At 67.5% G+C, this 25,149-nt stretch carries 21 protein-coding genes (1 of these 21 only partly in view); 18 read left to right on the forward strand and 3 right to left on the reverse strand.

Annotated features, from left to right (window positions below; genetic code table 11):
• Both ASE48_RS13320 and ASE48_RS13325 read right to left on the reverse strand, forming a co-directional pair.
• Positions 1-8,675: the 5' portion of a non-ribosomal peptide synthetase gene (locus ASE48_RS13320; protein ID WP_057167572.1), read on the reverse strand. 22,249 nt of this gene lie to the left of the window's left edge; 8,675 of the gene's 30,924 nt are visible here — the first part of the coding sequence; the start codon lies at positions 8,673-8,675; its stop codon lies beyond the left edge, outside the window.
• A 30-nt stretch (positions 8,676-8,705) separates the two neighbouring features.
• The gene (locus ASE48_RS13325) at positions 8,706-8,930 is read right to left on the reverse strand and encodes an MbtH family protein (protein WP_057167573.1); all 225 of its coding nucleotides are present in this window, start codon (positions 8,928-8,930) and stop codon (positions 8,706-8,708) included.
• A 554-nt stretch (positions 8,931-9,484) separates the two neighbouring features.
• Between ASE48_RS13325 and ASE48_RS32170 the strand changes: the two genes are divergently transcribed.
• The 9 genes from ASE48_RS32170 to ASE48_RS33000 all read left to right on the forward strand — a co-directional run bounded on the left by ASE48_RS32170 (position 9,485) and on the right by ASE48_RS33000 (position 17,771).
• A complete protein-coding gene (locus tag ASE48_RS32170) occupies positions 9,485-9,928 on the forward strand; it encodes a DUF3887 domain-containing protein (protein ID WP_162264221.1) in 444 nt (147 codons plus the stop codon).
• A gap of 158 nt (positions 9,929-10,086) precedes the next feature.
• On the forward strand, positions 10,087-11,190 hold the full coding sequence (locus tag ASE48_RS13335) for a homogentisate 1,2-dioxygenase (RefSeq protein ID WP_057167575.1): 1,104 nt from the start codon (positions 10,087-10,089) through the stop codon (positions 11,188-11,190).
• A 2-nt stretch (positions 11,191-11,192) separates the two neighbouring features.
• A complete protein-coding gene (locus ASE48_RS13340) occupies positions 11,193-12,392 on the forward strand; it encodes an alpha/beta hydrolase (RefSeq protein ID WP_057167576.1) in 1,200 nt (399 codons plus the stop codon).
• Between the two features lie 98 nt (positions 12,393-12,490).
• Positions 12,491-13,693: a CaiB/BaiF CoA transferase family protein gene (locus ASE48_RS13345; RefSeq protein WP_057167751.1), complete on the forward strand. Its 1,203-nt coding sequence runs from the start codon at positions 12,491-12,493 to the stop codon at positions 13,691-13,693.
• Positions 13,690-14,592, forward strand: a complete 903-nt coding sequence (locus ASE48_RS13350; RefSeq protein WP_057167577.1) for a hydroxymethylglutaryl-CoA lyase — start codon at positions 13,690-13,692, stop codon at positions 14,590-14,592. Before ASE48_RS13345 ends, ASE48_RS13350 begins: the two co-directional genes overlap by 4 nt.
• A 1-nt stretch (position 14,593) precedes the next feature.
• Positions 14,594-15,208 carry a TetR/AcrR family transcriptional regulator gene (locus ASE48_RS13355; protein ID WP_057167578.1) on the forward strand — a complete coding sequence of 205 codons (615 nt, stop codon included), beginning with the start codon at positions 14,594-14,596 and terminating at the stop codon, positions 15,206-15,208.
• Positions 15,209-15,244: 36 nt separating this feature from the next.
• On the forward strand, positions 15,245-16,483 hold the full coding sequence (locus ASE48_RS13360; RefSeq protein ID WP_057167579.1) for an acyl-CoA dehydrogenase family protein: 1,239 nt from the start codon (positions 15,245-15,247) through the stop codon (positions 16,481-16,483).
• Positions 16,480-17,436, forward strand: coding sequence for a phosphotransferase family protein (locus tag ASE48_RS13365; RefSeq protein WP_057167580.1), 957 nt, complete (start codon positions 16,480-16,482; stop codon positions 17,434-17,436). Before ASE48_RS13360 ends, ASE48_RS13365 begins: the two co-directional genes overlap by 4 nt.
• Positions 17,433-17,771: a DUF6285 domain-containing protein gene (locus ASE48_RS33000; RefSeq protein ID WP_057167581.1), complete on the forward strand. Its 339-nt coding sequence runs from the start codon at positions 17,433-17,435 to the stop codon at positions 17,769-17,771. Before ASE48_RS13365 ends, ASE48_RS33000 begins: the two co-directional genes overlap by 4 nt.
• A 17-nt stretch (positions 17,772-17,788) precedes the next feature.
• Here the strand turns inward: ASE48_RS33000 and ASE48_RS13375 are convergent, their stop codons facing one another.
• Positions 17,789-18,403 carry a class I SAM-dependent methyltransferase gene (locus ASE48_RS13375; protein WP_442928719.1) on the reverse strand — a complete coding sequence of 205 codons (615 nt, stop codon included), beginning with the start codon at positions 18,401-18,403 and terminating at the stop codon, positions 17,789-17,791.
• 86 nt (positions 18,404-18,489) lie between these two features.
• Between ASE48_RS13375 and ASE48_RS13380 the strand changes: the two genes are divergently transcribed.
• The 9 genes from ASE48_RS13380 to nuoF all read left to right on the forward strand — a co-directional run bounded on the left by ASE48_RS13380 (position 18,490) and on the right by nuoF (position 25,082).
• Positions 18,490-18,861: a nuclear transport factor 2 family protein gene (locus tag ASE48_RS13380; RefSeq protein WP_057167583.1), complete on the forward strand. Its 372-nt coding sequence runs from the start codon at positions 18,490-18,492 to the stop codon at positions 18,859-18,861.
• A 9-nt stretch (positions 18,862-18,870) separates the two neighbouring features.
• The gene (locus tag ASE48_RS13385) at positions 18,871-19,383 is read left to right on the forward strand and encodes a YceI family protein (RefSeq protein WP_057167584.1); all 513 of its coding nucleotides are present in this window, start codon (positions 18,871-18,873) and stop codon (positions 19,381-19,383) included.
• A gap of 10 nt (positions 19,384-19,393) precedes the next feature.
• Positions 19,394-19,792: an Rv3143 family two-component system response regulator gene (locus ASE48_RS13390; protein WP_200962143.1), complete on the forward strand. Its 399-nt coding sequence runs from the start codon at positions 19,394-19,396 to the stop codon at positions 19,790-19,792.
• A gap of 184 nt (positions 19,793-19,976) precedes the next feature.
• Complete coding sequence (locus tag ASE48_RS13395) at positions 19,977-20,351, forward strand: NADH-quinone oxidoreductase subunit A (RefSeq protein ID WP_057167586.1); 375 nt, start codon at positions 19,977-19,979, stop codon at positions 20,349-20,351.
• Complete coding sequence (locus tag ASE48_RS13400; RefSeq protein WP_057167587.1) at positions 20,342-20,899, forward strand: NuoB/complex I 20 kDa subunit family protein; 558 nt, start codon at positions 20,342-20,344, stop codon at positions 20,897-20,899. Before ASE48_RS13395 ends, ASE48_RS13400 begins: the two co-directional genes overlap by 10 nt.
• Before the next feature lie 31 nt (positions 20,900-20,930).
• Positions 20,931-21,623 (forward strand): NADH-quinone oxidoreductase subunit C, encoded by a 693-nt coding sequence (locus ASE48_RS13405; RefSeq protein ID WP_057167588.1) that lies wholly within the window; start codon positions 20,931-20,933, stop codon positions 21,621-21,623.
• Positions 21,623-22,951 (forward strand): NADH dehydrogenase (quinone) subunit D, encoded by a 1,329-nt coding sequence (gene nuoD / locus ASE48_RS13410; RefSeq protein WP_057167589.1) that lies wholly within the window; start codon positions 21,623-21,625, stop codon positions 22,949-22,951. Before ASE48_RS13405 ends, nuoD begins: the two co-directional genes overlap by 1 nt.
• Entirely contained in the window at positions 22,948-23,793 is an 846-nt protein-coding gene (nuoE, locus tag ASE48_RS13415; RefSeq protein ID WP_057167590.1) for an NADH-quinone oxidoreductase subunit NuoE, read from the forward strand. The genes nuoD and nuoE overlap by 4 nt, the downstream gene beginning before the upstream one ends.
• Positions 23,790-25,082 (forward strand): NADH-quinone oxidoreductase subunit NuoF, encoded by a 1,293-nt coding sequence (nuoF, locus tag ASE48_RS13420; protein WP_057167591.1) that lies wholly within the window; start codon positions 23,790-23,792, stop codon positions 25,080-25,082. Before nuoE ends, nuoF begins: the two co-directional genes overlap by 4 nt.
• Positions 25,083-25,149: the final 67 nt, after the last annotated feature.

Genomic DNA, 25,149 nt, shown 5'->3' on the forward strand with positions numbered 1-25,149 from the left:
AGGTCGGCGTCCAGGCTGGTGTTGATGGCGCCGATGAGGCGCATCGCCGACAGCGAATCGCCACCGTGGTCGAAGAACGAGTCGTCGACACCGACCCGCTGCAGGCCCAGCACCTGGGCGTAGATGTCGGTGAGGATCTCCTCGACCGCACCCGAGGGGGCCCGGTATCCGTCGCCGTCGCCGTATTCGGGCGCCGGCAGAGCTTTTCGGTCGAGTTTGCCCGAGGAGGTCAGGGGCATCTCGTCGAGCACCAGGATGTGCGGCGGCACCATGTAGTCGGGCAGCCAGGCGCTCAGCCGTCGGCGGACCGCGCTGATCTTGGTGGCGCTGTGCGGTTCGTTGGCGTGCACCGCGTGCGGTGTCGGCAGGTACACGTCGGTGAGCGCGGGTGCCGCGGTGCCGGTGGGGGCGACAAAGACGGCGTCCATGGTGCCCGGTGCCGCGCCCCAGGTGACGGCGACGTGGTAGCCGGTATCCTCACCGAGGCGGTACAGCGCTTCGGGTGTGAAGCCGGCCGTCTGCGGGGGCTCGGTGCTGACCTGTCCGTCCGCCAGTGACTGTTCGAGCAGGACATCGGAGATCACCCCGGTGCGCGGGATACCGCTGACCCGAACGGCATCGGGGCGGTGCTCCGCCAGCCGTGCGTGCAGCTCGGCGAGACTGGCACATCCCGCGACCCATCCGTGGGTGGGGACGCCGGCCAGGGAGCGCACCGGGCCGGGCCCCTTGTGGATGGTGACGTCGTAGCGGTAGCGGCTCAGTTCGTTGTCGGCGGTGCCACGCTTGACCTGAATGTCGACGCCCGCGGCCGCCGCATGATTGTCGGCCCAGCTGGTGAAGAACTCCGGGGCCAGCAACAGCTCCGGCTCACCCAGTACTGCATGCTGCACGCGCTGGCGGATGACGGCGGCATCCAGACCCGCCGAGGCGTGCCGGGCCAGCGCGATCCCGGTCTGGAAGGCGTTCTGCAGACTGTGGTTTCGGACGTCACCGACGAACAGGGTGCCGCCGGGGGCGAGCAGCTCCATGGCGTTGTCGATGACCTCGGTGAGATACCCCGCATTCGGGAAGTACTGGATGACGGAGTTCACCACGATGGTGTCGAAGTGCCCGCGCGGCAGCCCGTCGGTGACATGGGCGGGCCGCGCGAGCAACTGCACCCGGTCACGCCAGGGAATCTGGTTGTCCTGCAGAGATTGTGCGATCGCATCGACGACGACCGCGGAGATGTCGGTCGCGACGTACTGCTCGCAGTCCCCGGCGACCTGGGACAGCAGCAGACCCGACCCCACACCGATCTCCAGTACCCGCCGCGGCTGCAGCGCCAGGATGCGGTCGACAGTGCCGGCCCGCCACTCCCGCATCTCGGCGAGCGGGATCTCCGCTCCGGTGTAGCTGCTGTTCCAGCCCCGGAAGTCCTCACCGAACCCGGGCGCCTCGATGTCGGCGGCGTAGAGCTCGTCGTAGATGCTCTGCCATTCCTCCACGATCTCGGTGTCGTGCCCGGTGTCGCGGTTGGTGTCGGTGGCGTGCTCGAAGGTGATGTAGGCGACCAACTGCGAGCCCGCGGTGCCGTCATGCACGGTGGCGGCGGCCTGGCTCACCTGCGGGCAGGCCAGCAGCGCGCTCTCGATCTCCCCGAGTTCGATGCGCTGTCCGCGAAGTTTGATCTGGGTGTCGACCCTCCCCTGATAGTCCAGGGTGCCGTCACTGTTCCAGCGGGCCAGATCACCGGTGCGGTAGAGCCGTTCGCCCGCAGCGCCGTGGGGATCGGCGACGAACCGCTCTGCCGTCAGCCGCGCCCGCCCCACATACCCGTGCGCGAGCGCCGGCCCGGCCAGGTACAGTTCGCCCACCACACCGGCGGGCACCGCGCGCAGCTGGGCATCGAGCACCAGTGTCCGCATACCGGGGATCGGGGATCCGATGTTGACCGGCCGGTCGGGTGACAGCGGGGTGCCGGTGGCCCAGATGGTGGCCTCGCTGGGGCCGTAGGCGTTGAACATCCGCCGGCCCGGTGTCCAGGCCTGCACCAGTTCGTCGGGGCAGGCCTCACCGCCGGTGATCAATGTGGTCAGGTGCGGCAGGCGGGCCCGGTCCAGGGAGGCCGCCACCGTCGGGGTCAGCAGGGTTGCGCTGACCTGCTGCCGGTGCGCCAGCTCGGTCAGCGCCTCCCCGGCGTACACGTCCTTGGGCGCGACCACCAGGGCGGCACCGGCACCGGTGGCCATCAGGATCTCGAACAGCGACGCATCGAAGGTGGGGGCGGCGACCAGCAGCACCCGGGATTGTGCGGCGAGCCCGTACATATCCCGTTGGGCGGCAGCGAATCCCAGCAGGCCGGCATGGCTGACCGCCACACCCTTGGGTTCACCGGTGGAACCCGAGGTGAAGATGACGTAGGCGGTGCCGTCGGTGTCCAGCGGCGCCAGTCGGTCGTCGTCGGTGATCTCGTCGACGCGTTGCCCGGACAGGTCCAATTCGTCGATGCGCAGCACCGGGCGCGCCCCGGAGCCGGCGACGGTGTCGGTGCCACACGTCAGCACGCAGACGGCGTCCACCGAATCCAGCACGGTGACAATGCGTTCCACCGGGTGGGTGCGGTCGATGGGCACGTAGGTGCCGCCGGCCTTGAGCACGGCCCACCAGGCCGCGACGAGCTCGGCGGTCCGGTCGACCGCCACCCCGACGGCGCGCTCCGGTCCGACACCGGCCCCGATCAGGGTGCGCGCCAGCCGGGTCGACCATTCGTCCAATTCGCGGTAGGTCAGGTTGCGGTCACCGTCGATGACCGCGGGCGCGTCCGGCTCGGCGGCGACCGCCGCGGCGAGCAGCTGTGTCGCGAGGCCGACGGGTGCCTCCGCGCCCGCGCCGGACCACTGGGCCAGCCGTCGCTGCTCGGCCTCATCAAGGGTGTTGATGGACAACACCTTCCGGGTCGGATCGGCGGCCATCTCTGCCAGCAGCCTGCGCATCCGCCCGATCAGCGTCTCGATGCCCTGCGCGGTGAACACCTCGGTGTCGTATTCGACGTGCAGGTTCAGCTCGGTGCCCGGGATGGCTTCGACGGTCAGCGGGTAGTGGTTGAACTCGCGGTTGGTGAACCCCTCGATGGCCAGGTCATCGGCGCCCAGCGGCACCCCGGTGTCGACCGGGTAGTTCTCATAGACGAACAGGCTGTCGAACAGCTGCTCGTGTCCGGTGGCGCGGTGGATCTCACTGAGCGCCAGGTGCTGATGGGACAGGGTGTCGTTGTGCGCGGTGTGCAACTGCTCAAGCAGATCCGCGGTGCTGGTGCTCGCGGTGATGTTGGCGCGCACCGGCACGGTGTTGATCAGCAGGCCCACCATCGACTCGGCATCGGCCATCTCGATCTGGCCGAGCCGGGATCGGGCGGTGCCGAAGGCGACATCGTGCCTGCCGGTCAGCGATGTCAGCAGCACGCCCCAGGCGCCCTGCAGCACGGTGCTGACGGTGGTGCGGCAGGACCGGGCCAGCTCGCCGAGAGCCTGTGTGGTCGCGGCGGGTACCTGGAAGGACGCAAAACCGCGCCGCCCGAGGCCCAGTCGGTCCTGGCGCCGGTCCGGTGAGCCCAGCAGCGTGGGGGTGTCGAACCCGGCGAGCGCCTGCTGCCAGGCCGAGCGGGCGGCGTCGAGGTCTCGGTCGGCCAGCCAGGTGAGGAAGCCCCGGTAGGACGCCGCGGCGGGCAGGCGCTGCCCGGCGTAGCCGGCGAAGATCTCGCGCAGCAGGATGGGCATCGACCAACCGTCGAGCAGGATGTGATGGTTGGTGAGGATGAACCGGTGCCGTTTCTCACCGATGCGGATCAGCACGGCACGGAAGGCCGCCTGGTTCGCGAGATCACCGACGGCGACACGTTCCTCCGCGCACAGCCGCTCGATGGTGTCCTCACCGGCCAGGCCGGTGAGATCGAGGAACTTCCAGGCGATCTCCGGATCCTCGAGCAGGATCTGCACCGGCTCGTCATAGCCCTGGATGAATTGCGCCGCGAGGTGCGGATGCCGGGCGACCACGGCGCGGACCGCCTCGCGCATCCGGTCCGGGTCGAGCGTGCCGGTCAAGGTGAAATCGAGTTGCACCGAGTACATCTCGGCCGACATCTCGGAGTGCGCGCTGCCCGTGTGGAACAGCAGTCCCTGCTGCAGCGGTGTCAACGGCAGGATGTCGGCGATCCGGTACCGGCCCTGCAGCTCATCGATCTGCGGTTGGCTCAGCTTCGCGGGAGCGATGTCGGACGGGGTGAGCCCTCCCCCGCCGCTGCGCACATGCGCGCAGATGCCGGCCAGCGCCTCGAACCACAGGCCGCTCAACCGGGTGATCTGCTCCTGGTCGAGCACCGAGGCGGCGAAGGTCCAGTCGGCCAGCAGCTGGGGCCCGTCCGCGGTCTCCAAGGTGGCGGCGTTGAGTTCGACGGTGTGCACCAGCGGCATCGGCACCGCGGCGGCCGCGCCGGTGAGCGACAGCGCCTCCGGGCCGATGCGCCACACATCGTCGCCGCCGTGGACGGCCGAGTTACCAAGGCGGCCCAGATAGTTGAACCCGATCGACGGATCGGGCCCGTCGAGGTCGATCTCGTCGTTGAGGTAACGCAGCAGGCCGTAGGTCAACGGGTGCGGGAGGGCGCGCAGTTGTTCCTTGGCGTTCTTGATGACTGCGCCGAGCGGTGACGCACCGGCGCACACCTGGGACCAGGGCAGCCCGTCGGCGGACAGGGCCACCGGGTACTTGGTGGTGAACCAGCCGACGGTCCGGGACAGGTCGACGTCCTCGCCGAGTTCTTCGTGCCGGCCGTGACCTTCGACGTCGATGCCGACGGGGGCGCCGGTTCCCAGGAACTCCGAGATCGCCAGCGCGAATCCGATCAGCAGGATGTCCTGCACGCCGGCATGAAACGCGGCGGGCGCGGCGCCGAGCAGGATGCGGGTGTTCTCCGCATCCAGCGTCGCCGACAGCCGTCCGGCGCTGGTGAAGGTGTCGGTCTCGGGTTGCGCGGCGGGCAGCGCGGACGGAACCGCGAGTTGCCGCCAGGTGTCGGCGGCCTCGATGACCGCGGGCTGCTGGGCATGCTCGGCGAGCACCGTGGCCCACCGCTGAAATGACGTGCCACCGGCCACCAGCTCGAGGGGCTGCCCGGCGCGCCGCTGGGCCCACGCGATATTGAGGTCTTCCAACAGGATTCGCCAGGAGACGCCATCGACGGCCAGGTGGTGGACGATCAGCACCAGCTGGCTGATCGTGGGTATCCACAGCGCGCTGAGCATGGCACCGGCGGCCGGATTCAGGTGGGCGCGCGCAGCCCGGACCGCCTCGTCGGTGAGCGCGTCCACGGTGTGCAGGCAGCTCTGCGCATCCGCCGCGCCGGGCTCGGGGATCGCCAAGGTGCCGTCGGCGCCGACGCGCAGCCGCAGCGTGGCGTGCCGGTCGAGCAAGGCCTGCAGCAGGTCCCGCGCATCGTCGGCGGTGGCACCGGACGGGGCCTGCACCACCATGGTCTGGTTGAACTCGTCGGCCCAGTCGCCGGCGCCGCCGAGGTCGGCCAGCCACCGGATGATCGGCGTCGCGGGCACCGGGCCGATGCCCTCGTCGACCGGGCCGGCGTCATCACGGCCCGCGACCACACGGGCCAGCCGCGCCACGGTTTCCTCGACGAAGATGTCGCGCGGCCGACAGGTCAGCCCGGCGGCCCGGGCCTTCGCGGCAACCTGCATCGACATGATGCTGTCGCCGCCCAATTCGAAGAACGAATCGTCGACACCGACCCCGTCCAAACCGATTACCTCGGCATAGATTCCGGCGAGCAGTTCCTCGGTCGCGGTCTCGGGTGCCCGGTGCAGCCCGCCCGTGTACTCCGGTGCGGGCAGGGCCCGGACGTCCAGCTTGCCGCTGGAGGTCAACGGCAGTTCCGCCAGCACGACCACCGCGGTCGGCACCAGGTAGCCGGGCAGCCGGGCGGCCAGCGTCGCGCGGGCCTGCGCCGGGTCCACGGTGCCGGTGACGTAACCGACGAGTCGTTTGTCGCCGGGGCGGTCCTCCCTGGCGATCACCACCGCCTGCTCGACCCCGTCGACCTCCGCCAAAGCCGTTCGGACCTCGCCGAGTTCGATCCGGTAGCCGCGGATCTTCACCTGGTCGTCGGCGCGCCCGACGTAACGCAGCTGACCGTCGGCGCCCCAGTACACGAGGTCGCCGGTCCGGTACATGCGTTGGCCGGCGCCCGCGAACGGGCAAGCCACGAACCGCGATCCGGTGAGCTCGGAGCGACCCAGATACCCCAGACCCACACCGGCGCCCGCGACGTACAGTTCGCCGACCACACCGGGTGCCACCGGCTGCAACCAACCATCGAGCACGAACACTGCCGATCCGGCCACCGTGGAGCCGATCGGGGCCGCGCCGCCGCCGGCATTCAGCGGCGCGCTCACGGCCACGTAGATCGTCGTCTCGGTCGGCCCGTAGGCGTTGATCATCACCCGGCCCGGCGCCCACCGGTCGACCACGTCGGCGGGGCACGCCTCGCCACCCATGACCAGGGCTGTCGACTCCAGCCCCGCGGAGGGCAACATGCCGATGGCGGAGGGTGTTTGGGTGAGGACGTTGACACGCTGGTGGACGAGGTAACGGTTCAACTCGTCGGGTTCGCCGACGACCGATTCGGGCACCACGACCAGCCGGCCGCCGCGCAGCAGCGCGGAGAAGATCTCCCAAACCGAGAAGTCGAAGGAGTAGGAATGCCAGTGCGACCAGGCCTGTTCGGATGGGAGGCCGCCATCCTGGGAGGCGATCAACTGGGTCAGGTTGCGGTGCGTGATGGCTACACCCTTGGGGGTTCCGGTCGTGCCGGAGGTGTAGATGACGTAGGCGATGTCGTCGGGTACGACCGCGGACGTGACCGGCCCCGCTTCGGCGCTGGTTTCGCCGATATCGATGATCTGGCCGTCGAATTCGCCGAGCAGGCCGGCAAGGGCCGCGGTGGTGATGGCGGCCGATGGTGCGGCGTCGGTCAGCATGAATGCGATACGCGCCGCGGGCAGCGACGGGTCGATCGGCAGGTAGGCGGCACCGGTCTTGAGGATCGCCATGATTGCCGTGACGGCTTCGGCCGTCCGCGGCAGCAGCATGGCCACCCGCTGTCCCGGTCCGACGCCGCTGCCGAACAGTCGGTGCGCCAGCTGATCCGACGCCTCGTCGAGTTCAGCGTAGGTCAGCGAGGACTGTACGGCGCTGACGGCGACAGCCTGCGGGCGGTCGGCGACCTGAGCGGCGAACATCGCCGGGATCGAGGTGGTGTCGGCACCGGCCCCGTCGAGAGCCGACCAGTTACCCAGCGCGGCCAGCGCCGCGCGATCGGGTTCGGCAAGCGGGTCGACCGACGACAGTGGGCGCCCCGGGTTCGCGGCCATGCTCGCCAGGACCCGTTCCAGGTGCTCCACGAAATCGGCGACGGGAGTCGTCGAGAACGGTTGGGCGGCGCCGAATGTGCTGAGCAGCAGTTCGTCGCCGGCCCCGGTGAACATGAATCCGGAACCGCGCCCGAGACTGGATGTCAGGGATGCCGTCGCGGTCGCTCCACCGAAGGGCACGGTGAACGCGGACGGGAGGAAATCGAGCACCGGGCGGTCGGCGACCTCTCCCGGAGCGCGTTTGTTGATTTCGCGTTCCAGGGCCTCCACCGGAAATCTCTGGTGTTGCAGGGCTTCCTGAATGCGCGTGTCGACATGCGCGCAGAATTCGGACACCGGCATGGTCGGAGATACCTGAAGCACCAGCGGAACCACCCCGGCCACCATGCCGGGCAGAGTTTTCGATTCGGGTTCGACGCGACGACTGACCGGGAAATCGAAGACGACCTCATCCCCGTCGGCACACCAACCGCGCAGCATCAGTGCGCAGGCGGCGGTGATCACCGATGACCGTGCCATATGCCACTTCTGGCTCAGTTTCTCGACGCCGGCCAGAATTCCCGGGTCCAGCGGGATTCGTTCCAATGTCTGACCGTGATCGCCGTCATTCGCACTGCGCGAAGGGCCGTGATCAAAACCGCTGCCGTTCGGCAGGTGGCCTTGCCAATATTGCTGATCGTCGGTGTAGGAATCCGAACTCTCATAATTGCTTTCGCATTCAAGGAGTTCGTTCAGGGAACCGAAGACCGTGGGAGTAATGGGAGCGCCCGAGACGGCGGCGGAATATATCGAAGCCATCCGCTGACAGACCAGCACCATGCCCACTCCGTCGATGACGATGTGGTGGCAGCAGACGAATAGATAATTCTTTGTCGCGCCGGCCCGGAATAACACGAATTTGAACAGCTTGTCATCGAGCGGCATGGGGGTGCGTTGTATCGCCACGGCCATCCCGAGCGCTTCCTGCGCGGGATTGTCGGATTTGCGCACATCGATGACCGTCAGTTCGGCTGGGGCGTCGTCGATACGTTGCTGAAACACCTCGCCGTCGGCTTCGAAGAAGCCGACCCGAAGCGGTTCGGACTCCTCGATCGCCCGGCGGATCGCCCACTTCAGGGCCCTGCGATCGAGCATCCCGTCGATCTCGACGAAGAGACCGAGCTGCCACTCAGCGGCGGACTGCCCCGTCTCCTGCGCCAGCCAGATGTCCAGCTGTGCGCGCGTGATCGGTAACGCTGATTCCCCGAGTTCCATCCCCACCCTCGAATCGCGACGTTCTGGTCATCAGCCTGGTTGTTTGGCGGCCAACCGGTCGCGCAGACTCTTCGGCCGGATGTCGGTCCATTCCCGTTCGATGTACTCCAGACACGCCGCTCGATCGTCCTCGCCGAACACCACTCGCCACCCGTCCGGGACGTCAGCGAACGTCGGCCACAGGCTGTGTTGCTCCTCGTCGTTGACCAACACGACGAAGCGACCCTTCTCGTCATCGAACGGGTTCGTGCTCACACTGCCCTCCAAAGGAATTGACGGATATAACAATTCGCCGGCATTGATCTTGTGGCCGCCACGGCGCCGGCAATCGCCGCGTCGGCCGAATAATTCCCTGGACCCGCCATCGCGTACCGGATCGGCAGCACACTGCCACTTTTCGGGAGCCAGTTCACGTTGCCAGACCTGGCCGTAGCGGAGCGGCTCCTCGGAGATTCCATGAGGAGTGGGGCAGTCAGACCCGCATTGGTCAAAGCAACAACTACTTTCTCCGTCACACAGAGCAACAAACACCGGGCGGTCGCCGGAGCGGATTCCGCTGCCGTGAAATTCGGTTCCACTGTCGCTGTGGCAACCATCCCGATTCGAGCCTACACAATCTCACATTGCCGTCGAACGCAGTCAATGCACAAACCGCACGCCGCAAGATCGTCGCGAACTGGAATTTACCTGTGCGAAAATTACTGTGCCGCAGCAGAATGCGTGCACGCTCAGAGAAGAGCGCAATCCCTCTGCCGACGGTGTTTACGATTCGTTCGAATAAAACGCCGCAGGGGCCTATCCTGACCCCCATGCGCCCAGCAAAGACGCACCAACCTCGACGACCAGGCACCACGCGACCGCTGGCCGGCATCTCGGCGATCCTCCTCGGAGCGTGCGCCCTCGCACTGGGCACGCCGACGGCCGCGGCGGAGGTGCTGCCGGACCAGGTTGCGCTCGCCACCCTCGACGAGATCGTGCGCGGCGACTACCCAGCCGCCGCAGCCGACTTCAATCCGACAATGCAGTCACTGTTGCCCACACAGGCGTTGCAGCAGTCGTGGGATCTGTATCAGCAGGTGTTCGGCGCCTACCAGTCGCACGGCGTACCCGAGAACATCCAGCGCGGCGACGTGACGGTGGTCAACGTGCCGCTTCAGATGACACGTCGGCCCGGCCAATTCCGGCTGTCGGTTCAGCCGGACGGGACGGTGGCGAGTCTGACGTTCCTCAAGGAAGGCGTTCCGGTCCCCTAGATCGGCCCGAGCGTGGGCCTTATGTACGTAACTCGGGCCCGATCGGTACACAGGACCCACGGTCGACTCCATGGCGGCCGGTTTTCGGCTCTTGCACCTCGGCAGAACAAAAAGTAAAGTCACTTTCAGTTTTGCTCACAGATCTGCCGAGGAGCGCCATGGAATCCTTCGTTCACCTGCGAAAAGGCAAGACGCCGAGACGCGTGCACGCCGACCTCGACGGCCTCAAGGACGACGAGTTGGGTCGCGGCGGCTTCGTCGGCCGGACCGCGAACATGTACCGGCGCAACGACCCCACCGCCTACCGCACCGTCGGCCCCCTGCGCCCCACCGACGTGCTGTCTTCAGAACTGAAACCCAGCGATGCCACCGATGCGCACGGCGGCCCGCTGCTGATGTTCTCCAACGACGACTGCCTGGTCCTGCTGTCGCGGCGGACCGAGGAGATGCCGTTCTTCGTCCGCTACGTCGACGGCGACCTGCTGATTTTTGTGCACAAGGGCGCCGGGCTGCTGGAGACCGAGTTCGGCCCGGTGCGTTACCGGGAGGGCGACTGGGTCTACATCCCGAAGGCGTGCACGTTCCGTCAGGTGCCCGACTCGGAGAGCACCTGGCTGATGATCCAGGCCACCGATGACTTCCGGGTCCCGCCGGCGGGCATCCTGGGCCGGCACTTCCCGTTCGACCCCGCGCAGGTGACCATCCCGGAACCGGCGCCCAGCGAATCCGGCGTTGGCCCGCAAAAAGACGGAGAGTACGAGGTGCGCCTCATTCATGAAGGTGGGCCCACTTCGCTCTTCTATCAACACAATCCGCTCGATGTCGAGGGCTGGCGCGGGGACAACTTCCCGTTCACCTTCAACATCGAGGACTACACGGTCATCACCTCCGAGAGCGTGCACCTTCCGCCGACGGTGCACCTGTTCATGCAGGCCACCGGCGTCTACGTGATGAACTTCCTGCCCAAGCCCGCCGAAAGCGTCCCGGGTACCGAGCGCACCCCGTGGTATCACCGCAACGTCGACTACGACGAGATCGCCTTCTTCCACTCCGGTTCGCTCTATGGCATCCCGATGCCACCCGGACTGGTTTCGCATGCGCCGCAAGGGGTTCACCACGGCGCGCCGGAGAAGGCCCGGGAGCGGGCCCGCCGCAAGTTCGATGACTATGACCGGGTGGACTGGTCGGTGATCGCCATCGACACTCGTCGCCGGCTCATCCCGTCCGCCGAAATCCTCGCCAACGATCTGGGGCAACACTAGAAATGACTGCTGTCGAGACTCCCGTGAAGTTCGAGTACGAGCGCATCCCGTATCTCGTCGCCTACCAGAACACCTCCACCGTCCGCGACGTGTACGGCGGCGTCGCCGAACTCGTGGTGCTGGAGAGCTATCTGCTCAAGCCGAAAGAGAAGCCGAGCGACACCGTCCTGGTGTTCATGCACCCGATCGGCGGCGGCGCCTACCTGCCGATGATCAACGCGCTGGCCCGGGCCGGCCATCACGTCATCTACTGCAACAGCCGGTTCCGCGGCACCGACTCCGCACTGCTCATGGAAAAGGTCGTCGAGGACCTCGGCGAGTGCATCAAGGACGCCAAGAACCGCCTGGGTTACTCCCAGGTGGTGCTGGCCGGCTGGAGCGGCGGCGGGTCGCTGTCGGTCTTCTACCAGCAACAGGCCCAGCACCCGACGGTGACCTCAAGCCCCTCCGGCGACGGCCCCGACCTCACCACGCTCGGTCTCATCCCGGCCGACGGCATCATGCTGCTGGCCGCCCACATCAGCCGCCACGGCACCATGACCGAGTGGATGGACGCCTCCATCCTCGACGAGAACGACCCGTCCAAGCGGGATCCCGAGCTCGATCTGTACAACCCGGACAACCCGAATCAGCCGCCGTACACACCGGAATTCCTGGACCGCTACCACCAGGCGCAGATCGCCCGGAACCGGCGAATCACCGCGTGGGTCAAGGAAAAGCTCGCCGAGATAAGAGCCAGTGGACGCCCCGGCGCGGATGTTGAAGAGTACGCGTTCGTGGTGCACGGCACCATGGCCGATCCGCGCTGGCTGGATCCGACGGTCGACCCGAACGAACGCACCCCGGGCACGTGCTATCTGGGCGATCCTCAGGTGGTGAACAATTCCCCCGTCGGGCTGGCCCGGTTCTGCACCCTGCGCAGCTGGCTGTCGCAGTGGAGCTACGACGACGCCAACGGCGACGCCGTGAAGGCCGGCCCCGATATCGCGGTGCCCGCGCTGGTGATCGGCAACCTCGCCGACGACGCCTGCACACCGAGTCATACCCGCCGGCTGTTCGAGGCGATCGGGCACCCCGACAAGGAGATGCACGAGATCACCGGCGCCAACCACTACTACTCGGGACCCGACCAGCGCGGCACCCTGCGCCAGGCCGTCGGAGTGTGCACGGACTGGCTGCACCGGCACGGATTCTCGCTATGACGGCTCCCACCGGCGGGCTGGGGGCACCTCCCGCTTGCGGGGGAGAGCGGAGCGACCCGGGGATTGTGACCGGCGGGCAGGAGCGGAGCGACCCGGGGATTGTGACCGGCGCGCTGGACGGCATCCGGGTCCTCGAACTGGGCACCCTGATCTCGGGCCCGTTCGCCGGGAGGCTGCTCGGCGACATGGGCGCCGAGGTCATCAAGATCGAGCTGCCCGGGACGCCGGATCCGCTGCGCACCTGGGGGCAGGCCGAACTCGACGGGCACCATTTCTTCTGGACGGTGCACGCCCGCAACAAGAAAGCCGCCACGCTCGATCTGCGCACCGCCCGCGGCCGCGAGCTGTTCCTGGAACTGGTGGACCGCTCCGACATCATCGTGGAGAACTTCCGGCCCGGCACCCTGGAGAAATGGAACCTGGGCTACGACGTGCTGCGGGCCCGCAACAAGGGCATCATCCTGGTGCGGGTGTCCGGGTACGGCCAGACCGGACCGGATGCCGGTAAGGCCGGTTACGCCTCGGTCGCCGAGGCCGCCAGCGGGTTGCGCCACATGAACGGATTCCCCGGCGGCCCGCCACCGCGGCTGGCCTTGTCACTGGGTGACAGCCTGGCCGGGATGTTCGCCGCGCAGGGCGCGCTGGCTGCGCTCTACCGCCGCAGCGTCACCGGCGAGGGCCAGATCGTGGACACCGCGTTGACCGAAAGCTGCTTGGCCATCCAGGAATCCACCATCCCCGACTACGACGTCGGCGGCGTGGTCCGCGGACCGTCGGGTACCCGGCTGGAGGGCATCGCCCCGTCGAACATCTATCAGAGCGCCAATGGCAGCTGGGTGGTGATCGCGGCCAACCAGGACACGGTGTTCCGCCGGCTGTGCGCCGCGATGGGTAAGCCCGAACTGGCCACCGATGACCGGTTCGTCAACCACGTGGCCCGCGGCCGCAACCAGGACGAGATCGACAAGATCATCGGGGACTGGGCGGCCGAACGTGAACCGGCCGACATCATCGCCACGCTGTCGGAGGCCGGCGTGATCAGCGGCCCGATCAACACCGTGGCCGAGGTGGTCAACGACCCGCAGCTACAGGCCCGCGGGATGATCGCCGATCACTGGGATGAACGCATCGAGCGTAATGTCAAGGGACCGGGCGTGATCCCGGTCCTCTCGGTGACGCCGGGCAGCGTGCGCAACGGCGGTTCCGCGCGGCCCGGGCAGCACAATGACGAGGTGTACTCGGACCTGCTCGGTCTGAGCGCCGAGGAACTGACGACGCTGCGAGAGCAGGGGGTTTTGTGAGTTTCCCGACGAAGGTCGATATCCGCGAGGTATGCCTGCGCGACGGTCTGCAGATCGAGGCGCCCATCCCGCTGGCCGCCAAGATCGAGATCCTGGAGGCCATCGTGGCCACCGGGGTGCGCGAGGTGGAGGCCACCGCCTTCGTCTCGCCGTCGAAGGTGCCCGCCCTGGCCGATGCCGCCGAACTCGCCGCCGAGCTGTACCGCTTCCCCGACGTGGAGTTCTCGGCGCTGGTGGCCAGCCCCAACGGAGCCAAGCGGGCCATCGCGGCCGGCCTGAACTCGATCGAGTACGTGGTGTCGGCATCCGACGCGCACAGCCGGGCCAACGTCGGCCGCGGGACAACGGAAGCGACGGCGGCCATCGCCGACGTGACCCGGATCGCCCATGACCACGGCGCAGGCGTCGAGGTCATCATCGCCACCGCCTGGGACTGCCCGTTCGACGGCCCCACCGCTGCCCACCGGGTGATCGAGATCGCCTCGGCGGCAGCCGAACTCGGTGTCGACCGGATTGCCATCGCCGACACCATCGGGACCACCACCCCGCGCCGGGTCACCACCTTGATCGAGCAGGTCCGCCCGGTGATCGGCGAGCTGCCGCTGGGCGCACACTTCCACAACACCCGCGGCGCGGGACTGGCCAGCGCGTACGCGGCGGTGGAATCCGGGGTCACCCGGCTGGATGCCTCCGTCGGCGGTTTGGGTGGCTGCCCGTTCGCCCCGGGCGCCAGCGGCAACATCGCCACCGAGGATCTGGTGTACCTGTTGCGCGACAGTGGTATCGAGGTGGACGTCGACCTCGACGCGGCCATCGCCGCGGCCCGGGTCGCCCAGGATGCCGTCGGGCACGAGTTGCCCAGCGCGCTGCTGCGCGCCGGTGATCGCATACTGGCCTGATATGACGCCCGCCGCATCGCTGACCGCCAAGGGCCGCCAGACCCGGGAAGCCATCGAGCTGGCCGCCCGGAAATTGTTCGCCGAACGCGGCTTTCACGGCACCACCCTGGCCGACATCACCTCGGCGGCCGGGAAGTCCTCGGCGGTGTTCTACCGGTACTTCGATGACAAGGAAGATCTGCTGGCCTCACTGGCCGAATCGTTCCTGCACGATATCGTCGAGCCGTCCGGAACCCGGGTACCGCTGCCGGAGTCGCCGCAGGACAGCGAGTACTTCACCACGGTGGTGACCGGGTACTGGAACCTGTTCCGGCAGAACATCGGCATCATGATCGCCGTCGCCCAGCTCGGGGCCACCCAGCCGCGTTTCGCGCAGGTGCAGCACGAGTTCCGGCGTTTCGGTATGGACATGGTTGCCGGGTCGGTACGCCGGGCCCGCGAGCAGGGCTACGCGCAGGACCTAGACCCGGAACACATCGCCGCCGCGATCGCGTTGCTGTTCGAGAACTTCACCGTCGTCGTGGTGGGCAACCCCGGCTCCGAGCTGCAGATCAGCGATGCCGACGCCATCAAGACGCTGTCGACGATCTGGAAGAAGACGCTGTACGGCCGCTGAGCCAGACCCAAGCCGATCAACAAACAGGAGATCACCGTGGATTTCGCCTTACCCGAGCATCTTCCGGGCCTGCTGGCCGAGATGGACGCCTTCATCGAGGCCGAGATCAAGCCGCTGGAACGCGAGAACATGCAGTACTTCGACCGGCGCCGCGAGTTCGCCCGGACCGACCTGGACAACGGCGGCGTCCCGACCCGCGCCTGGGAGGACCTGCTCGACGAGATGCGGCGGCGCGCGGATGCCGCCGGGTGGCTGCGCTACGGGTTGCCCGAGGAGTTCGGCGGTCGCGGCGGAACGAACCTGGACATGGCCGTCATCAGGGAGCATTTGGCGCACAAGGGACTCGGGCTGCACAACGATCTGCAGGACGAGTCCTCGATCGTCGGGAACTTCCCGCAGGTCATCATGATGAGCCGGTTCGGCACCGAGGCCCAGAAGAAGGACTGGGTGGAGGCGATGCTGACCGGTGAGCGGTCGATGGCGTTCGGGCTCACCGAACCCAATCACGGCAGCGACGCCACCTGGATGGAGACCACCGCCGTGCGCGACGGTGACGACTGGGTGATCAACGGCGCCAAGCGCTGGAACACCGGTGTGCACCGGGCCACCCACGACCTGGTGTTCGCCCGCACCTCGGGCCAGGACGGCGCCGCGGTGGGGATCACCGCATTCCTGGTGCCCACCGATACCCCGGGTTTCACCGTGCCGTACTACTGGTGGACCTTCAACATGCCCAGCGACCACGGTGAGGTGGAGCTCAAGGATGTCCGGGTGCCCGCCGACGCGGTGCTCGGCGAGGTCGACCACGGCCTGGAGGTCGGCCAGACCTTTCTGCACGAGAACAGGATTCGGCAGGCGGCCAGCAGCCTGGGGGCGGCGCAGTACTGCATCGACCGGGCCGCCCAGTATGCCGGGGACCGGATCGTGTTCGGCAAGCCGCTGTCGGTGAACCAGGCCGTGCAGTGGCCGCTGGCCGAGTTGCAGACCGAGGCCCAGATGGTGCGACTGCTGGTGTACTACGCCGCCTGGCATCTGGATCGCGATCACCACATGGAGGTCTCGGACAAGGTGTCGATGGCCAACTACCGGGCCAACCGGCTGGTGTGCGAGGCCGCGGACCGGGCGATGCAGATCCACGGCGGTGTCGGCTACAGCCGTCATGAACCGTTCGAGCACATCTACCGGCACCACCGCCGGTACCGGATCACCGAGGGCGCCGAAGAGATTCAGATCCGCCGGGTCGCGCAGCGCATGCTGAAGTTCGGCCGCAAGTGACCGATCCCGCCGCGCTCGCTGCTGTGTTGGCGCCCGCGCTGGGCGAGGTCACGGTGACCGATCTGCGGGTGCTCACCGGCGGGGCCAGCCGCGCCACCTGGGCCTTCGATGCGCAGACGGCATCCGGCGCGCGCGCCCTGATCCTGCGTACCGGTCCACCCGATGACGTGCACGCCAGCATGGAGTTGGAGGCAGCCGCCCTGCGCCGCGCCGCCACCACCGGGGCCCCGGTGCCGGAGATCATTGCCGCCGACAATTCGCCTGCCGCGCTGGGCAATCCGTACCTGATCTGCGATTTCATCGGTGGTGAGACCATCGTCCGCAAGATCCAGCGCACCCTCGACGACACGTCTCGGGCGCGCCTGCTGCGTCAATGCGCGCAGGCGCTGGCCGCGATCCATCGGGCCGACCCCGACGGCATCGGGCTACCGGCCTCCGACCCGCTGCAGGAATGGCGTCACCAGCTCGACGAGATGGGCGACACCACAGCCACATTCGAGTGGGCCTTCCGGTGGCTGGAATTGCATCGCCCTCAGGCCACCCCGCCGGTGCTGGTGCACGGAGACTTCCGGATGGGCAACCTGATCGTCGACGATGACGGGCTGGCGGCGGTGCTGGACTGGGAACTGACCCATATCGGCGAGGCCCTCGATGACCTGGCCTGGTTCTGCATCCGCGCCTGGCGTTTCGGCGCGCCCGGATCGCTCGGCGCGGGCGGACTCGGCAGCATCGAAGATTTCGTGGCCGCCTACGAGGAGGCGGGCGGGTCCGCGGTGGATCGCACCGCCCTGCGCTGGTGGCTGGTCGCGGCCACCCTGCGCTGGGGGGTCATCTGCCGCTACCAGTACGAGCGGCACCGCTCCGGGCTGGCCCGCTCGGTCGAGTTGGCCGCCATCGGGCGACGGGTGTGCGAGACGGAGTACGACCTGCTCAACCTCTTGGAGACCACGTGAGCGACCTGCACTACAAGCCGACCGCCGCCGAACTCGTCGCCGCCGTCGCGGAGTTCCTGGAGGGCGAAGTCCGCGACGAGACATCGGGGGCGGTGAATTTTCACGCCCGCGTCGCCGCGAACGTGTTACGCATCGTGGAACGCGAACTGCTCGACGACACCGTCGACGAGCCCCGGGCCGCGCTGTCCTCGCTCGGTTTCGACGACGAATCCGCGCTGGCGGCCGCCATCCGGGCCGGGGACTTCGACGGGCGCGGCGATGCGGTGTTGCCGACGTTGCGTGCGCTGGTGGCACACCGGCTCCGGGTCGCGCACCCCGGCTACGAGGAGGCGTGAGTCAGCCGCACGCACGCTCAGATCCGGCGCACCCGCGCCAGCCAGGCCGGCTCGTCGACCACCGTGCCGGCCGGCAACCCGAGCAGGTCGGCGTGCGCCTCCCCCACCACCCCCCGGTAGGTCGTCGTCTCCAGCGCCTCCAGGTCCCAGCCCTCGGCGAACGCCGACCGGATCGCCTGCTCGCTGACCTGCGGACCGAAGCCGCGGCCCGCGTCGGACAGGGCCAGCAGGTGCAGGTATCCCCCGGGTCGGGTCCCGCGGCGCAGGCTCTCGACGTACCGCGCCCGGTCGGCGTCGTCGAAGATGTGGAACAGCGCGCTGTCCAGAATCGTCTCGTACGGCGTCGCAGCGTCAAGATCGAAAGCGTCGCCGACCTCGAAGTGCGCGTCCACCCCGCGGGCGGCCGCGGTCGCGCGGGCCTGCTGCACCGCGTGCGGCGCGAAGTCGACGCCGAGCACCTGATAGCCGAGCCGGGTCAACAGGATGCTGTGCTCCCCCAGGCCGCATCCGATGTCGAGGATCGGACTACGCAGCACACCCGTTCTCTCCAGCGCGACCACCGTAGGTTGCGGTTCACCGATCACCCAAGGCGCCGTGTGTGTTTCATAGGCGGTATCGAAACGTTCTTTCATGTCCATCAGTGTCCGACCTGAACTCTGGTTGAGGTCAACCCCCGTCCTGGGCGAGCGAAGCGACGGGAAACGATGAAGGAGAAGCAATGACCCTCGACGTGGCGAACCGGTTGTTCGACGCCATCGAACGCGGCGACTACGCCGATATCGAAGCCCTGTGGGCCGATGACGTCGCGGTGTGGCACAGCGGCGACCCGGCCGACAACGACCGCGTCCTGGCCCTGAAGGTGATCCGCTGGTTCCTGCGGATCACCGCGACACGCCGGTACGAGATCCTCGATCGACAGTTCTTCGACGGCGGGTTCGTCCAGCAGCATGTGCTGCACGCCGACGCCACCCATGGTGCTTCCATCCAATTGCGGGTATGCATCGTGATCAAGGTCGGAGCCGACGGCCGCATCACCCGGATCGATGAGTACTTCGACCCGGCCGATATGGCTCCGCTGCTGACGAACTGAGGAGACACCATGGACCCGCTGGACTGGATCGGTACCTGGCGGCTGGATCCCACCCGCACCGAGCTGGCCTTCCACAGCCCCACCTTCTGGGGTTTTGCGCACGTCAAAGGCGTGTTCACCGATATCGAAGGTTCGGCCGAGGCGGTGGCGGACAGCAATGTCACGGGCCGTCTGGCCATCGCCGCGGCCTCGGTGAACACCGGTATCAGCCGCCGCGACAAGCACCTGCGGTCCGCGGACTTCTTCGATGTCGAGCGGTTTCCGCTCATCGAGGTGAACGTGGAATCCGCGGAGGTCACCGGGGCTTCCTGGGTCACCCTGAGCATCGTGGTGCGGGTCAAGGGGCGCGAACAGGAACTCGACCTTCCCGTCCACGTCCGCGACGCCGCCGGCGGCGAGGTGCAACTGCAGACCACCACGACGCTCAATCGCCAGACTTTCGGGGTCGACGGCAACCTGCTCGGGATGATGGGCGACGCGGTCACCATCGAAGCCGCCGCGGTTTTCGTCAAGCAGTCGTAGCATCGGCCCTGTGGCCGACACCGACGCCCAGCTCCGGATCCTGGTCTACAGCTCCAACAACCGCACCCGCGATCAGGTGCGCTCGGCGCTCGGCCGGCGCATCCACCCCGATCTGCCCGAACTGAGCTATCTGGACGTCGCGACCGCTCCGGTCGTCGTCGAACAGGTCGCGGCGGGCGGGTTCGATCTGCTGATCCTCGACGGCGAAGCGGCCCCGGCCGGCGGGATGGGGCTGGCCAAACAGCTCAAGGACGAGATCGAGGTCTGCCCGCCGATCCTGGTGCTCACAGGCAGGCCCGACGATGCCTGGCTGGCATCCTGGTCGCGCGCCGAAGCAGCCGTCTCACATCCGATCGACCCGATCCGCCTGGGTGAGGCCGTCGCGCATCTGCTGCGCAACCCTGTGTGAATTTCCAGCACGAAATAGCCTGCGGCCGTTGGTTCTTCACCGCCCTCTCCGATGAGGGCGGGCAGCCGAGCTATTGGACTCGATACTAACGAAAATGCGCCGCCTCAACCGTTAACGCGACTAAGCTGTGTTCTAGCTCACATCGACAGTCCAACGAGAGAGCGGCACAAAGGTTGACACAGGCATGAACGTCTACACACCCATCCTGGTGCTCGGGGCGATCGCTGCCGTGTTCGCGATCGGCTCGGTGGGCATTGCCACCTTCATCGGACCGCGCCGCTACAACCGGGCGAAACTCGAAGCCTACGAATGCGGGATCGAACCGCTGCTGCCCGCCGAGGACGCCAAGCTCGCCACCGGCCAGCGCTTCCCGGTCAAGTACTACCTGACCGCAATGCTGTTCATCATCTTCGATATCGAGATCGTGTTCCTCTACCCGTGGGCGGTGTCCTTCGACTCGCTGGGCCTGTTCGCGGTGGTCGAGATGCTGCTGTTCATGCTGACCGTCTTCGTGGCCTACACCTACGTCTGGCGCCGAGGAGGCCTGTCATGGGACTAGAGGAACAACTGCCCGGCGGCATTCTGCTGTCCACCGTGGAGAAGGTCGCGGGCTATGTCCGGAAGGGCTCGCTGTGGCCCGCCACCTTCGGGCTGGCGTGCTGCGCCATCGAGATGATGGCGACGGCGGGTCCGCGCTTCGACATCTCCCGGTTCGGCATGGAACGGTTCTCCGCCACCCCGCGGCAGGCCGACCTGATGATCGTCGCCGGCCGGGTCAGCCAGAAGATGGCTCCGGTGCTGCGCCAGGTCTATGACCAGATGGCGGAACCGAAATGGGTACTGGCCATGGGGGTCTGCGCATCCTCGGGCGGCATGTTCAACAACTACGCGGTGGTGCAGGGTGTCGACCACGTGGTACCGGTGGACATCTATCTGCCCGGTTGCCCGCCGCGACCCGAGATGCTGCTGAACGCAATCCTCAAGCTGCACGCCAAGATTGCCGAAATGCCGCTCGGCGTCAACCGCGCCGAGGCGGTGGCCGCCGCCGAACAGGCCGCGCTGGCGTCGCCGACCACCCTCGAACTGACCGGATTGTTGCGTTCATGAGCGACGCTTGCGGAGCGAATCGACAGACACCATGCGAGACCCGAGCCTGCGAGGGGATCGCATGACGGATCGAGAAGTCATCGGCACCCGCCGCGGCATGTTCGGTGTCACCGGCAGCGGGGACACCTCGGGTTACGGCCGGCTCGTCCGCGAGGTCTCGCTGCCGGGCAGTTCACCGCGGCCCTACGGCGGCTACTTCGACGAGGTGGTGGATGCGCTGATCGCCGGGCTGGGAACCGACCGGTTCAGCGCCGCTGTCGAACGTGTGGTGGTGTTCCGCGACGAACTCACCCTCGAGGTCCGCCGTGAGCACCTGCCGCTGGTGGCCCAGTCGCTGCGCGACGATCCCGCGCTGAGATTCGAGCTCTGTCTGGGTGTTTCGGGTGTGCACTATCCGCAGGAGCAGGACCGCGAGTTGCACGCGGTGTACCCGCTCATGTCGATCACGCACAACCGTAGGCTTCGGGTGGAGGTCGCCGCCCCCGATACCGATCCGCACATCCCGTCGCTGTTCCCGGTGTATCCGACCACCGACTGGCACGAGCGCGAGACCTACGACTTCTTCGGGATCATCTTCGACGGGCACCCGTCGCTGACCCGCATCGAGATGCCCGACGACTGGGTGGGGCATCCGCAACGCAAGGACTACCCGTTGGGCGGCATCCCCGTGGAGTACCACGGGGCGCAGATACCGCCGCCCGACGAGCGGAGGTCATACAACTGATGTCAGGCCGTAGCACGCCTTCCACCACCCCACCCGCAAGCGAACCACCCGTCGTCATGGTCGGCGGTCAGGACTGGGATGCGGTGGTGGCCGCCGCGCGCGAACACGCCGGTGAACGCATCGTCGTCAACATGGGCCCGCAGCACCCGTCCACGCACGGCGTGCTGCGGCTGATCCTGGAGATCGAAGGCGAGACCATCACCGAGGCCCGGTGCGGAATCGGCTATCTGCACACCGGGATCGAGAAGAATCTCGAGTACCGCAACTGGACTCAGGGCGTTACCTTCGTGACCCGGATGGACTACCTGTCCCCGTTCTTCAACGAGACCGCCTACTGCCTCGGCGTGGAAAAGCTGCTCGGCGTCACCGACGACATCCCCGAACGCGCCGGCATCATCCGGGTGATGCTGATGGAGCTCAACCGGATCTCCAGCCACCTGGTCGCACTGGCCACCGGCGGTATGGAACTGGGCGCAATGTCGGCCATGTTCTTCGGGTTCCGCGAGCGCGAGGCCATCCTCAGCATGTTCGAGACCATCACCGGTCTGCGGATGAACCACGCCTTCATCCGGCCCGGCGGGCTGGCGGCAGATCTGCCCGACGAGGCCCTGCCCCAGTTGCGCGAACTGCTCCAGACGCTGCCGGAGGGTCTGCGCGACCTGGAAAAGCTGCTGCGGGAGAACTACATCTGGAAGGCCCGCACCCAGGGCATCGGGTACCTGGATCTGACCGGGTGCATGGCGCTGGGCATCACCGGACCGGTACTGCGTTCCACGGGGCTGCCGCACGACCTGCGCCGCGCCCAACCGTACTGCGGGTATGAGACCTACGACTTCGAGGTGTGCACCGACGACGGCTGTGATGCTTACGGGCGCTATCTGATTCGCGTCGACGAGATGAAGGAGTCGCTGAAGATCGTCGAACAGTGCGTCGCCCGGTTGAAGCCCGGTCCGGTGATGCTGACCGACAAGAAGCTGGCCTGGCCGGCCGATCTCAAGATCGGCCCGGACGGTCTGGGCAACTCCCCCGAGCACATCGCGAAGATCATGGGATCCTCGATGGAGGCCCTCATCCATCACTTCAAGCTGGTCACCGAGGGCATCCGGGTGCCGGCCGGGCAGGTATACGTCGCCGTCGAGTCACCGCGCGGCGAACTCGGCGTGCACATGGTCAGCGACGGCGGCACCCGCCCGTACCGCGTGCACTATCGCGATCCGTCATTCACCAATCTGCAGGCGGTGGCCGCCATGTGTGAGGGCGGCATGGTCGCCGACGCGATCTCCGCGGTGGCATCGATCGATCCGGTGATGGGAGGGGTGGACAGGTGACTCTGGTCGAACTGCAGCTGGGGCAACGCCCGGACGAATCCGGGCCCCCGATCAGCGCGGGGCCGCAACGCTATTCGGACGAGGTGACCGAACGTCTCTCCGACGACGCCCGCCGGATCATCGCGCGCTATCCGGTCGCCCGGTCGGCACTGCTGCCGCTGCTGCACCTGGTGCAGGCCCAGGACGGCTACCTGACGCCGGCCGGAATCGGTTTCTGCGCTGCACAACTCGGCCTCACCCCCGCCGAGGTCACCGCCGTCGCCACGTTCTACTCGATGTACCGACGCACCCCCACCGGTGACTACCTCGTCGGGGTCTGCACCAACACGTTGTGCGCGGTCATGGGCGGCGACGCCATCCTGGAGGTGCTGCAGGATCACCTCGGCATCCACGCCGGGCAGAGCACCGCGGACGGTTCGGTCACGCTGGAACACATCGAATGCAACGCCGCGTGCGATTACGCCCCGGTGGTGATGGTCAACTGGGAGTTCTTCGACAACCAGACCCCGTCGTCGGCGCGCGATCTCGTCGATGATCTCCGGTCCGGCGCACCGGTCACGCCGACGCGCGGCGCGCCGATGTGCACCTTCAAGCAGACGGCCCGCATCCTCGCCGGCTTTCCCGATCAACGACCCGGCGCGAATGACGCGCAACCCGGCGATGCCACGCTCGCGGGCCTGGCGGTCGCCCACGAGCGGGGCATGGCCGCTCCCGCGACCGGAGTAAACGGCTCCACGGCAAGCGGTCCCGATGACGAGCGGATCGCCGAGGAAACGGCGCGCAACGAACCGGCTCCCGCGCCGTCGGCCGACCTGCCGCCGAAGAACGGGGACCGACCGTGACGCTCGCACCCGTTTTGAGCAAGCACTGGGATCAGCCGTCGTCCTGGACACTGGACGCCTACCGCCGCCAGGGGGGTTACCGGGCGCTGACGAAGGCGCTCGACATGGCGCCCGACGACGTCATCGCCCTGGTCAAGGAGTCCGGACTACGCGGCCGGGGCGGGGCGGGTTTCCCGACCGGACAGAAGTGGTCGTTCATCCCGCAGGGCACCGAGGGCGCCGGCGCCAAACCGCACTACCTGGTGATCAATGCCGACGAGTCGGAACCCGGTACGTGCAAGGACATCCCGCTGATGATGGCGTCACCGCATGTGCTCATCGAGGGCGCGATCATCGCGGCCTACGCGATCCGGGCCCGGTATGCGTTCATCTACGTGCGCGGCGAGGTGGTGCCGGTGCTGCGGCGCCTGCAGGCCGCGGTCGCCGAAGCCTACGATGCGGGCTATCTGGGATCCGGTGTCGACCTCGTCGTACACGCCGGCGCAGGCGCCTACATCTGCGGCGAGGAAACCGCACTGCTCGACTCCCTGGAGGGCCGCCGCGGCCAGCCCCGGTTGCGGCCACCGTTCCCCGCCGTCGCCGGCCTCTACGCCTGCCCCACCGTGGTGAACAACGTCGAATCCATTGCCAGCGTGCCCGCTGTCGTCGCGCGCGGTGTGGACTGGTTCAAGTCCATGGGCTCGGACAAATCGCCCGGCTTCACGCTGTACTCGCTGTCGGGTCACGTCACCCGCCCCGGCCAGTATGAGGCGCCGCTGGGCATCACGCTGCGCGAACTGCTCGACTACGCCGGCGGTGTGCGGGCCGGCCACCAGCTGAAGTTCTGGACCCCGGGTGGGTCGTCGACGCCGCTGCTGACCCCTGAACACCTGGATGTGCCACTGGATTACGAGGGGGTGGCCGGCGTGGGGTCGATGCTGGGCACCAAGGCGCTGCAGATCTTCGACGAGACCACCTGCGTGGTGCGCGCGGTGCGGCGGTGGACGCAGTTCTACGCCCACGAGTCCTGCGGCAAATGCACCCCGTGCCGGGAGGGCACCTACTGGCTGGCCCAGATCTATGAGCGCCTCGAAGATGGGGCCGGCACGCCCGAGGACATCGACAAGCTGCTCGACATCTCCGATGCCATTCTCGGCAAGTCGTTCTGCGCGCTCGGGGACGGGGCGGCCAGCCCGATCATCTCGTCCATCAAGTACTTCCGCGACGAATACCTGGCCCACCTGGGTGGCGGGTGTCCGTTCGACCCGTACGCGTCGACGCTGTTCGCCGTGGAAGGAGCGGGCGCATGAGGGTCACTATGTTCCGGCGAGCAGACACAAAAGGCACCAAATCGGGCCTAGTTCGGGGCCATTTGTT

It is taken from the genome of Mycobacterium sp. Root265, from assembly GCF_001428895.1.
Lineage (GTDB): Bacteria > Actinomycetota > Actinomycetes > Mycobacteriales > Mycobacteriaceae > Mycobacterium.